The 10,310-nt window shown below is 63.9% G+C and carries 12 protein-coding genes and 1 tRNA gene; 8 read left to right on the forward strand and 5 right to left on the reverse strand.

The features are described from left to right. Positions 1 to 29 precede the first annotated feature (29 nt). From ACFVTG_RS18055 to ACFVTG_RS18065, 3 genes are all read right to left on the reverse strand, one after another. Entirely contained in the window at positions 30 to 446 is a 417-nt protein-coding gene (locus ACFVTG_RS18055; protein WP_390282247.1) for an NUDIX domain-containing protein, read from the reverse strand. Further along, a complete protein-coding gene (locus ACFVTG_RS18060; RefSeq protein WP_390282248.1) occupies positions 443 to 898 on the reverse strand; it encodes a DUF6314 family protein in 456 nt (151 codons plus the stop codon). Before ACFVTG_RS18060 ends, ACFVTG_RS18055 begins: the two co-directional genes overlap by 4 nt. 1 nt (position 899) lies before the next feature. Continuing rightward, a tRNA-Arg gene (locus ACFVTG_RS18065) sits at positions 900 to 972 on the reverse strand. Between the two features lie 155 nt (positions 973 to 1,127). Between ACFVTG_RS18065 and ACFVTG_RS18070 the strand changes: the two genes are divergently transcribed. From ACFVTG_RS18070 to ACFVTG_RS18080, 3 genes are all read left to right on the forward strand, one after another. Next, a complete protein-coding gene (locus ACFVTG_RS18070) occupies positions 1,128 to 1,892 on the forward strand; it encodes a hypothetical protein (protein WP_390282249.1) in 765 nt (254 codons plus the stop codon). 275 nt (positions 1,893 to 2,167) lie between these two features. Further along, complete coding sequence (locus ACFVTG_RS18075; RefSeq protein ID WP_390282250.1) at positions 2,168 to 2,617, forward strand: STAS/SEC14 domain-containing protein; 450 nt, start codon at positions 2,168 to 2,170, stop codon at positions 2,615 to 2,617. After that, a complete protein-coding gene (locus ACFVTG_RS18080) occupies positions 2,604 to 4,127 on the forward strand; it encodes a putative bifunctional diguanylate cyclase/phosphodiesterase (RefSeq protein ID WP_390282251.1) in 1,524 nt (507 codons plus the stop codon). Before ACFVTG_RS18075 ends, ACFVTG_RS18080 begins: the two co-directional genes overlap by 14 nt. 76 nt (positions 4,128 to 4,203) lie before the next feature. Here the strand turns inward: ACFVTG_RS18080 and ACFVTG_RS18085 are convergent, their stop codons facing one another. Further along, complete coding sequence (locus tag ACFVTG_RS18085; protein WP_390282252.1) at positions 4,204 to 4,539, reverse strand: hypothetical protein; 336 nt, start codon at positions 4,537 to 4,539, stop codon at positions 4,204 to 4,206. A 172-nt stretch (positions 4,540 to 4,711) separates the two neighbouring features. Between ACFVTG_RS18085 and ACFVTG_RS18090 the strand changes: the two genes are divergently transcribed. Beyond that, positions 4,712 to 5,749 (forward strand): hypothetical protein, encoded by a 1,038-nt coding sequence (locus tag ACFVTG_RS18090; RefSeq protein WP_284752421.1) that lies wholly within the window; start codon positions 4,712 to 4,714, stop codon positions 5,747 to 5,749. Positions 5,750 to 5,788: 39 nt separating this feature from the next. Here ACFVTG_RS18090 and ACFVTG_RS18095 read toward each other — a convergent pair whose 3' ends face one another. Then, positions 5,789 to 6,430, reverse strand: coding sequence for a hypothetical protein (locus ACFVTG_RS18095; RefSeq protein WP_390282253.1), 642 nt, complete (start codon positions 6,428 to 6,430; stop codon positions 5,789 to 5,791). A 33-nt stretch (positions 6,431 to 6,463) separates the two neighbouring features. Here ACFVTG_RS18095 and ACFVTG_RS18100 point away from each other — a divergent pair, with 33 nt between their 5' ends. The 4 genes from ACFVTG_RS18100 to ACFVTG_RS18115 all read left to right on the forward strand — a co-directional run bounded on the left by ACFVTG_RS18100 (position 6,464) and on the right by ACFVTG_RS18115 (position 10,275). Further along, complete coding sequence (locus tag ACFVTG_RS18100; RefSeq protein WP_284752425.1) at positions 6,464 to 7,306, forward strand: inositol monophosphatase; 843 nt, start codon at positions 6,464 to 6,466, stop codon at positions 7,304 to 7,306. A 170-nt stretch (positions 7,307 to 7,476) separates the two neighbouring features. Beyond that, positions 7,477 to 8,625: a non-hydrolyzing UDP-N-acetylglucosamine 2-epimerase gene (wecB, locus tag ACFVTG_RS18105; protein ID WP_390282254.1), complete on the forward strand. Its 1,149-nt coding sequence runs from the start codon at positions 7,477 to 7,479 to the stop codon at positions 8,623 to 8,625. A gap of 129 nt (positions 8,626 to 8,754) precedes the next feature. Beyond that, the gene (locus ACFVTG_RS18110) at positions 8,755 to 10,041 is read left to right on the forward strand and encodes a choice-of-anchor G family protein (protein ID WP_390282255.1); all 1,287 of its coding nucleotides are present in this window, start codon (positions 8,755 to 8,757) and stop codon (positions 10,039 to 10,041) included. Positions 10,042 to 10,089: 48 nt separating this feature from the next. Further along, positions 10,090 to 10,275: a hypothetical protein gene (locus ACFVTG_RS18115; protein ID WP_284752428.1), complete on the forward strand. Its 186-nt coding sequence runs from the start codon at positions 10,090 to 10,092 to the stop codon at positions 10,273 to 10,275. The last annotated feature ends 35 nt before the right edge of the window (positions 10,276 to 10,310 follow it).

The following is a 10,310-nucleotide window of genomic DNA, read 5'->3' on the forward strand; positions in this document are numbered from 1 at the left end:
ACCGGTAGCCTGAAAGCTCTACTGGTTCTTCATCTTTTCACGAGCAAGGGCAGGACGTGGTCCGTCAGGAGCGGAGCCAAATCGTCCGGAAGTTCAGCAGAGAGATCCAACCAGCGGATCTCCGCGATCTCAGCCGAAGGATGGGCTTCCCACGTGCCAGGTGCGGTGAAGACGGTGGCCTCGATGTCCGTCGCGGCCTCGTTGGCGGCGACGGCGAGCCAGCTCCCCAAGAGCTGCAGATCCGCCGGGTCGACGTCGATTCCGACTTCCTCGGCCAGCTCGCGGGATGCAGCCTCCGCCGCGGTTTCACCCGGTTCGGGCTTGCCTCCCGGGTGCATGAACTTGTCCGTGCCACGCTTGCGCACCGTCAGCAGCCGTCCGGCGTCGTCGTACACGCAGACCGCGCTGACGACTATCAGGTCCTTGGTTGAACTGTTTCCGGTCATAGCTCTCTCCTTAGCCGGGATTCCAGCAGCAAATCCTTGGCCGGTCCGCGGACGTCCCAGGCGTAGCTGAAAGCGTCCTGCCCGCCCCAGAGGTAATTGACTTTGTAGTCATCGGGATCGCACCAGTGGCTGTCCTCGTTGGCGTGGTCATGGAAGCTCATGCGGTGGAACGGTTTCCCATCCGGGAAGTAGACATCCATGGCTTCGAGGGAACCAGAATGCCTCAGGAGGTATTCGCGGAAGGCCGGGCCTGTGTGGGTAGGCCAGGTCATGGTGCCGTCCTCGCGAAGGAGGAGCCCGCCGTCGGGGGTTTCCGAATAGCGCACGACGCCGGTGAAGGTACCGCGGGTGCCGCCCGCCCGGTCCCACAGGGACCGTTCCACGGTCCAGCTGCCCAGCAGGTAGGCCCGCAGGTCTTGCGTCGGAGACGATTCGCGCAGCTGGTCTTTCAAGTGCCCTCGATTGGAATCGAACCAACGACACCGGCTTTAGGAGAGCCGTGCTCTATCCACTGAGCTACGAGGGCCTGTGCGCGTGCTGGAAGCTCCTGGGAGCCGCTGGCCGGGCACGCATACAAGCATACAAGCTGCCGGGGCAGCCCTCGAACACCGACGCAGGCGCGGCGACGCCTGCGACACGGGCGGAGCAGCACGCTGGTGGGCTGGCGCTAGGCTGGCCCGCATGAGAGAGCAGATGACGGCGCCGGCCGCCTCCGGCTACCACCTCCCGGAGCTGGGCACCATCCGCTCGACCATCGGAGGCTGGGCCCAACTGAGCGTGGTTCAGTATTTCGTGGCCGAATCGGCGGTGATCGAAGCATGGCGGGGTCCCGAGCCCTACGATCGCCGGACCGGGTTCATCAGCGATCTTGGCGCGCTCAAATGCGGGATCTATGAGCACCGCGACGTCTGTTCGCCCCTGCACCTGCTCATGAACGCCTCCTTTGTGGTGCAGGGCCTTGGGATGCTGTTCGGGGCGTTGCTGCTCAGTTCGGCGCTGCTATGCATTGCGGCCCGTCCCGGTGTGCGGATCCTGCAAGGCGCCGCCTACCGCAAGGCGTGGCCCACCGCCGTCGCGGTCCGGGTCCTGACGGGTATCTCCGGGCTGGGAACCGTGGTTGTTGGGTTTGTGCCGGAAGACCTTGGGTCTCCCTTGCATCTTGTGGGCGCCCTCATGTTCTTCATCGGAGGAGCATTCGCCCTGTTGCTCCTCGGGCTGCTCTGGTTGCCCCATACCGCCATGAGCTGGTTCGTCGTGGCATGCGGAACGGTGACACTGGGCGCCCTCGTAGTAGGGGGCCTGACCCGGATGGACGTCCCCGACCCCGGAACCCTGGAACGCTTGATGGCATATCCCACCACGATCGGGTTTTCCGCCGCTGGTCTCGTGGTGGCGCAAAGGGTCCGGGAAGTACGGCGAACGGCGGCGCGGCTTGCAAAACGCTGAGTTTTCGCGGGTAGCCTCGTGTCAGCGGGTGGGTAGTCTTTGCATTATCATGAGTGCACTCACCGGAATGGCGCCGGACTGAGGGTTCCATGCAGTTTGGCGCAGACTAGATGACCGACACGGCAGAACATAGGACCCATGACTCATCAGCTTGTTCTGCGTCGTCCGGGACACGCAGGCGATACATCCCCCATAAAGGCAGCATCCCACCCGTCGGGTTGTGGCCTTCGGGACCTTCGCGGGCCGATCGCCCGACGGCGGCAGGCGACCCAGCGATGAGCTCCCAGACACTGCCCGCCCGGGATTCCCGGATTCCCGATGATGCCTTGGATGCTTCGTCTGAAGACGCGATGGCCCCGGCCGACCAGATCACCGTTGACTTGGCGGAGGACGGGATTGTCGAGGTCACCCTGCCGCCGAACAGCGTAGTCCGCTCGCCGGAAGCCCGGGCGGCCGCGGCGGCCGTTCGTGTGTTTGCAGACGGGCGCAGGCTCCCGCTTCTGCTCAGGGTGACCGGAGTGCTGTCTGTCACCGACGACGCTCGCCTGGCCTACTCGAATTCCGTGGTCGTTTCAGCATGTGCCCTTTTGGGGGAGAGCCCGGTGGACCGCGTGATCGCGCATTTTCTCCTGCGTGCGAAGCCAGGCTCGCTTCCCGGGCAGTTCTTCACCTCAGAAGCAGAAGCCCGTGACTGGTTGAGAGAGCACCACCGTGAATCAGCGTGAGCCCCAGGACCCGCGACTCCTTGCCCTTGTTGAAGGTGTAGTCCGGATTGCTGACGGCGACCTCAGCACAAGGATCCCGGTGTCCGGCCCGCGGGACGAAGTGGCTGCTGTGATTACCGGGATCAACCTCATGGCGGACGATCTTCAGGCCATCTACCAGGAGCTCGAGGAACGGGTCGAAAGCCGAACTGCCATGCTTCGCGAGGCCCAGATCGAACTCGAAAGGATGGCGCTCACTGATCCGCTGACCCAGTTGGCCAACCGCACGGCGCTCGAAAGGGCGCTGAACCATGAACTCGTCGAATCCGAGCGGGGAGAGCTCCCACCTGCGTTGCTCGTTTTGGACTTGAACTCATTCAAGGGGATCAACGACACCTTGGGGCACGGCGCCGGGGACACCGTCTTGAAAGTCACTGCGAGGCGCCTGCTCGCCGCGGTCCGTGATACGGACATGGTGGCCAGGCTCGGCGGGGACGAATTTGCCGTCATGCTGCCCAAATCCAATGCGGCGCATGCGCGTGGCGTTGCCAAGCGGATCCTTCGGGCCGTGGGTGAGAGCATCGACATCGGCGAAGTCCGGATCATCTGTGGAACCAGCATCGGGCTCCGTGTCGCCGAGCCAGGGCAGTCCGTGGACGACCTCGTGATGGAAGCCGACACGGCCATGTATGCGGCAAAGGCCGAGCAGGGGAGCAGCGTCAGGGTTTTCGAGCCGGCTTTGTTGTACGCGCGCAGGCTCCAGGGACTCATGATCTCGGAGCTGCGTGAAGCCATCCGGACAGATCAGCTGGTCCTCCATTTCCAGCCTGTTGTCGAGTTGGCCTCGGGGCGGATTGAAGGCGCTGAAGCGCTGGTGCGGTGGAACCACCCCGACAGGGGATTGTTGATGCCGGATGCGTTCATCCCGCTGGCCGAGGAAACTGGCATCATTATCGATCTCGGCTATTGGGTTCTACGGCGTGCGATGCAGCAATTGCGCGAGTGGCAGGACGGCCCGGGCATGGACGAAGACTTCAGCATGCGGGTCAATATTTCGACGACCGAATTGCAAAGCCTGGAATTGATCGAGCATGTGCGGGAAGTGCTCGCCGAAACCGGAGTGGAGGCATCAAAACTGGTCATCGAGCTCACGGAGTCAATGGCGGTGAACGGCAGCGACATCGACAAATACTCCCTGACCGGCCTCAGGCGTCTGGGTATCCGCTTGGAAATCGACGATTTCGGCACCGGATATTCGTCTATCAGCTACCTGCGCAGCCTTCCCGTCAACGTGGTCAAGATTGACCGCTCCCTCATCCAAGGCCTGGGCACTGACGAGAAGGAACGGAACTTTGTGGCGGCGGTTCTCCAGCTCATTCATGCGTGCGGAATGCAAGCCGTTGCCGAGGGCATCGAAACGGCAGAGCAGGCGGCCGAGCTTGCCCGCCTGGGCTGCGCCAGTGGCCAGGGGTATTACTTTGGCCGGCCGATGGCAGCCGAAAAATTCGCGGAACTGTTCCGGGGCACCTGAGCCCGCGTCCTCCTGGCGGCGGAAAGGCAGCAACAGAAAGGCACCGGACCTCAGGTCCGGTGCCTTTCAGGTGTAGCTAGTTGGAGGGGGTGGAGTTGGTGGTGGCGTTGGGCCACCAACCGGTGGCTTCAGGGGAACCCTGGGTGGTGGCGTTGGGCCACCAGCCAGTGGCCTCTGCCGAGTTCTGGGCGAAGTTCGGCCACCAGCCAGTGGCCTCTGCCGAGTTCTGCGCGAAGTTCGGCCACCAGCCAGTGGCTTCTGCCGAGTTCTGCGCGAAGTTCGGCCACCAGCCAGTGGCTATGGACGAATCCTGTGAGGGGCTCTGGCTGCTGGCGGACACCGCTGCCGAGCCGGTAATTCCGGCGAGCAAGATTGCTGCTGCCGCGAGGAGGGCAGCGAGAGTTCTTTTCATGCGAAAGCTCCTGATGGTATGTGACTGATGCGACTGGAGTGAACGAAGTGAAGCACGCTCATTATAAGAGTAACGACACGCCGTGTCATCAGTGCTTTGTCCACATCTCCCAAAATCGTGCTAATTACCCGGCCGCACCCTTGACGCAGTGTCTCAGAGACATAATGGAGCCATGGGAGAAAAGAAGGTTGCGCCGTCGTACGCCGCCGCGGAACTGCAGGCGAGAGGACACCGGGCCAGCCACGACTTCGCCAAGGCTGCCGATGGTGCGCGCTCCGCTGCTGATATTGCCCTTGATGAGGGTGATTCCGCCGGATGGTGGAACATGACTTTCCTTCAAGCAGAGAATCTTCTCGACGCAGGTGATTTCGCTGCGAGCACTGCGCTGGCGAGGTCGCTTTCCGAGGCACCGTCGGCTGTGGCTTCACCCCAACACCGGGCCCGGGCACTCATATTGATGGCGAACTCCCTGCGGGGTGAAGGGCTCCTGGAGATGGCCACCTCGGCTGCGGCGTCGGCCGTCGGCTTGGTCGATGATGACGCGGACATGGAAATCGACGTCCACGCACGGCAGGCACTGATAGCGGCGTTTGGCGAATCCGGAAAACTTGGGGAGGCCTGGGAGGAATGCCTGTCCCTCTCGGAGAGGATCTCCGATGAAATGGATGACCAGTTGGCCGGAAAGGCGTACTGGGTCATCGGCAATGTGGCCTTCCTCTGTGACAAAGTCGATGAAGGGCTCCACTACCATGAGCTTGCAGCGGAAACCTTTTCCCCTTCGCGGAACCTTGATGTCTGGGCCAAGTTCAACAAGGCGTCGGCGGCGATGAGGCTGGCGGCGGAAGTGGCAGATGCGGCCACCCTGCGGTGCATTGAACGGGCCGAACTTGCCACGGACGTCGTCGGGGGCAGCGAAGAGGAAATTCTCCTGCTTCGGCTCAACCGCGCGCATTGGAACTATCTGGCGGGAGACGCGGGGGCGGCGCTTGAGCTGCTGGACGAAATCAGGGGCCGCGCTGACCAACTGCCCGCGCAGATGGCGGGCGAGGTCTACCTCTTGATGGCGCGGGCCCAAGCCAGCACCGGGAACAAACAGGCAGCGAAAGAAAGTCTGGTCGAAGCGGCCGACCGCTTCGACAAAGCCGGCGCCCACCAGCGTGCACTCCAAGCCCGGGAGATGCTCGAGCCGGGGAGCGATTCGGAAGCCTGAGTTCGGAACAGGAGTAGTGCTCACGGGCGCAGGCCCCTGTTAGGCGCCTTTGTTAGCGCTCTTCTTGGAACGCTGGCGCCCCAGGAACACAGCCGCGCCGCCAGCCAAAAGGCTCAGCAGGAACAGTACCCAGCCCGCGACGGTGAGTGTAGAAGCCAAAGCCACCTGGCCGGCGTCGGGCGTTGCCGATCCCAGCGCGGCGTCGACCGCCACGTTGCTCCACAAACGGACCACCGCGAACATCAGCGGAGCAGCCCACAGCGTCCAGCGCAGTGCCTTTCCGGCCACATTGGTGCCGATGAGCAGAAGCCAGGTGAAACCGAAGATCAGCGGAAACAGGGTTCCGGCGGTCTTGTGGATGTAGCTGAGCTGTCCGCGGGCGTCGTCGGTCATGGCGCCATGCAATTGATGGACGTAGCCGGTCGAGAACCCGCCGATGAGGGAATCGGGCATGGCCATGCCGCCGGACAACTGGGTCATCTGGTTCAGGGTCAGCAGGTGCACGTACCAAAACAGGAAAAGGCTGGCCACGACCCCGGCAATCACTATGAGGCGGCCGTTGTTCTGGGCCTTCTCGGGGGACCGCTGGGTGGTGGGATTGATCACCGGCGGCAAGTGGTGCTGGGGGACGGCGGCATTCGCGCCGTGCTTCTTGATGCGTTGGGCTGGGGTCTTGGCCATGTCATTCATTATCCCGCCACATAAGCTGGACCCATGACCACTGGCAGGCACTCCGCCACAGAACTTGATCCTTCGCTCGACGACTACGAACTTGCTGCTGCCCTGGTCCGGGAAGCCGGGCAGCTTGCCCTGCTGATGCGGATGGGCGGCTTGCAAGGGGAACGGAAGACATCGGTTTCGGACGTGGTGACCGCCGCGGACCATGCGGCTGAGGCCTACGTCCTTGAGCAACTGCGCCGTTGCCGCCCGGACGACGGCATCCTGGGTGAAGAAGGAAGCTCGGTGGCAGGAAGCAGCGGCCGCACCTGGGTGATCGATCCCGTGGACGGTACCTACAATTTCCTGCACGGCTCCACGTATTGGTGCTCGGCGATCGCCTTGAAGCACGAGGGCGCGGCATCAAACGGGGGCGCCTCGGATGCCGACGTCATTCTCGGTGCCATCTATCAACCGGAGCTCGACAAGCTCTGGACCGGCGGCGAAGGCCACCCCGCGACGCTCAACGGCGAACGGATCCCGGGACCGTCGGGGGCAGCGCTCAGTGAACTCGGTGCCGCGACGTACATCCACCCCACCTGGCTCGCCGATCCCCGCGCCGCCATGCCTTGGCACGCCGCGGCGGTGTCCGCAGCTTCACTGCGCATGTTCGGTTCCGGATCCTGCGATCTCGGCCGCGTGGCCGACGGCGAACTGGGCTGCTGGTTCCAACACAGCTGCCCCGAGTGGGACTGGCTCCCCGGCAAGGCGATCGTCCGCGCGGCCGGCGGGGACACCGACGTCGTGCGCGTCAACGGCCTGGACTGGTTCCTCGCGGGAGGCCCGACGGCGGTCCGGGAGTTGCGCGCTGCGCTCACCTCGGTACCGCAATTCGCCTGAGCATGCGCTGTCCTGGGTTTGAGGAGTGGACATAGTGCTGTTATGTCCACTGGTTCAAGCAAAGAGGGGCATGTCCCTCGGAGGGGATTGACCCAAATGGGGAGTACCCCGGGGCGGGGCGCTGGGCGGTTGCTAATCTCCGGACGGCAGCTCAAGCCCAGGGGGAAAATTTGGATAACCGCACCGTCCTGCTCGTTTACGGCACCCGTCCGGAGGCCATCAAAATGGCGCCGCTGGTCCATGCCTTGCGTGCAACCCGCCGTTACAAGGCCCCAGTGGCAGTGACCGGGCAGCACCGGGAAATGCTGGACCAGGTCAACGCGCTCTTCGGCATCCAACCGGAGCATGACCTGAACATCATCCAGCCCCGCCAGACCCTTGCCGGGATCACTGAAAAGACCTTGCAGGGAGTCACGGAAGTCCTCTGCGAGGTCAGGCCGGACGCGGTAGTGGTCCAAGGAGACACCACCACCGCCATGGCCGCGGGGCTGGCGGCGTTCTACCACGGAATTCCTGTGGTCCACCTTGAAGCCGGACTGCGCAGCGGCAACCTGAATTCACCTTTTCCAGAGGAAGCGAACCGCCGCTTGCTCGGGCAAATCGCCACGCTGCATCTCGCGCCCACGTCCACGGGCAAGGACAATCTGTTGTCCGAGGGCATTCCGGCGGAGAACATCGCGGTGACCGGAAATACGGTCATCGACGCGCTACTTGGGACCGTCAAACGGGACGTTGAGTTTACGGAACCCGCGCTCCGGACCGCGACGGATTCGGGCCGCAAGATCCTGCTTGTGACTCTCCACCGACGAGAAAACCTAGGCCAGGCCATGGTGGGCGTGGGCAAGGCGCTCGCGCGGATCGCAGACCGGTGCCCCGAAGTGGAAATCGTCCTTCCCATGCATCGGAATCCAGCCGTGCGGGAGGCCGTCCTGCCGGAAGTCGCAGGCGTCCACAACATCATCGTCACGGAACCCCTCGGCTACCTGGATTTCACCAAGCTACTGAGCCTGTGCCACGTGGTCCTCACGGACTCGGGCGGAGTGCAGGAAGAGGCGCCGGCCCTCGGGAAACCCGTTCTGGTGATGCGTGACAACACCGAACGCCCCGAGGCCGTGGCGGCAGGCACCGCACGGCTCATCGGGACGGACGAGCAAACCATCGTGGACGCCGTCAACGCTTTGATGGGGGACGACGCACAGTATTCGGCGATGGCCAAGGCAGTGAACCCGTACGGCGACGGCGGCGCGGCAGACCGTGCTGTGGCGGCCATCGACTCCGTGTTGGGGATCGGTCAGCGACGCCCCGACTTCGTCGCTTAACCCATTCGGGTACCTTCAGGAAGCTACCGCCCGGGGCCTTGTTTACTTTCTCCACGGGGGACGTGCGTTCTCCGAGGTTTCCGTTGCAGCGCGCCCGGCGTGATTGCAACTCTCACGAGGGGGCAATACTTGAATACCAGACACAGGACATGGTCCGCCGCGGTGGGCGTCAGCGCCGTCGTAGCGTTGGGTTTCGGCCTGGCAGCGGCACCATCAGCTACTGCCGGACCGACGGACATTATTTCCTCCGGCAGCGGGCAGATCATCGACGGCAGCGTCCTTGCCATGCCGAACTTTGCCGGTTTGGCATCCAATGGCGCGGCAACGGCGCAGCAGATCGGCACTCCGCCATCCGGCCCCGCCGTCATTGAAAGCAGCACCCCGCTCGACCTTTCCGCCGCCTTCGGCATCGTGAACGTCGGTGCGGGAAACATTCCGTTGCTGGGCAACAACGGCATCATCCAGCTGGGGGCCGTCAGCCAGTACGGCAAGGCCGTCAATGACGGGTCCTCGGCGGCGTTCTCCGGTACGGTTTCCGGCGCACCGGGCCTCGTCACTTTACCCGGCGGCCTGCCGACGTCGGGAAGCCCCAGCATCCCGGCGGCTGAAATCAAAGTGGGCACGGCCAACATCCTTGGTGGCGCCGACCTCGTGAACCTGGACCTGAAGATCACCACGCTGGCCGCGGCCGCCAAGCAGGACCAAGGAGCAGCCCCAGCCGGCGCCTATTCCGTTGCCGGCGTATCGGCTGATCTTCGCGGAACGGTCATTGGCGGAGTTGCCGGCACGGTTGGTACCGCCATCAACACCGCCAACCTAGTCCTGGGTCCTTTGGGCGTCACCGTGGCGAATCCTGTTGCGGGTGGCACGATCTCGATCACCGAGGCAGACCTCCTGGCCGTTGCCGGTGTGCCGAGCCTGAACGCCCTGCCCCCTGGCACCGACCTCGTTTTGTTCCTGCCGCAGGCGGTTGCCGCCAAGATCACCAGCCTGGTCAACTCCACGCTGGCTAGCGCGACCGCTGCGGTCAACGCCCTTGGACCGATTGCGCAGATCACTGCCGGCCCCGCACTGGCCGTCCTGACCACCGCCCTGAACGGCGTCGTCTCGGGTGTGTCCTCGACCATCGTGACCCCGCTGTCCAATGCCTTGACCGCACTGGTCTCGGCCAAGGTCAACGTTCAGCAAAGCAGCGGGGGCATCTTTACCGAGCGTGCGCTCCAGGTGGGCATAGCCGGCGGCAGCATCGCCACCGTCAACCTGGCCAACGCCTCCGTGGGTCCGAACCTGCTTGCTGCAGCAATCCCGGTGGTCAACAACGACACCCTGGCCATCAGCGGCGCAGCGGCATTGCTGGCGCTGGTTTGCTGGTTCCTCTTCCGCGCACGCCGTCGGACCGCGGCTCCGGCCGCCTGATTGCGCCTGCCCGCAACCAGACAAGAACAACGGAAGGAACTTCGCAGCATGTACGGAAATAGTTTGGCGACCGGGGGAGCAGTGGCGGGCGGCGGTACCCTCGCCGCCACCGGAGCGCCGGCACTTGGTTGGGTCATCCTCCTGGGCATTGCGTTGTTGGTTGCCGGATTCGTGGTCCTGCGCAACAGCAGGCTCAAGACCGCGAAGCGGGCTGCCAGCCGCAAGGATTCCTAGCTGCATCATCCGCGGGGCGGCTCTACCTCAGGGGC

It is taken from the genome of Arthrobacter sp. NPDC058127 (assembly GCF_042884555.1).
In the GTDB taxonomy this organism is placed as follows: domain Bacteria; phylum Actinomycetota; class Actinomycetes; order Actinomycetales; family Micrococcaceae; genus Arthrobacter.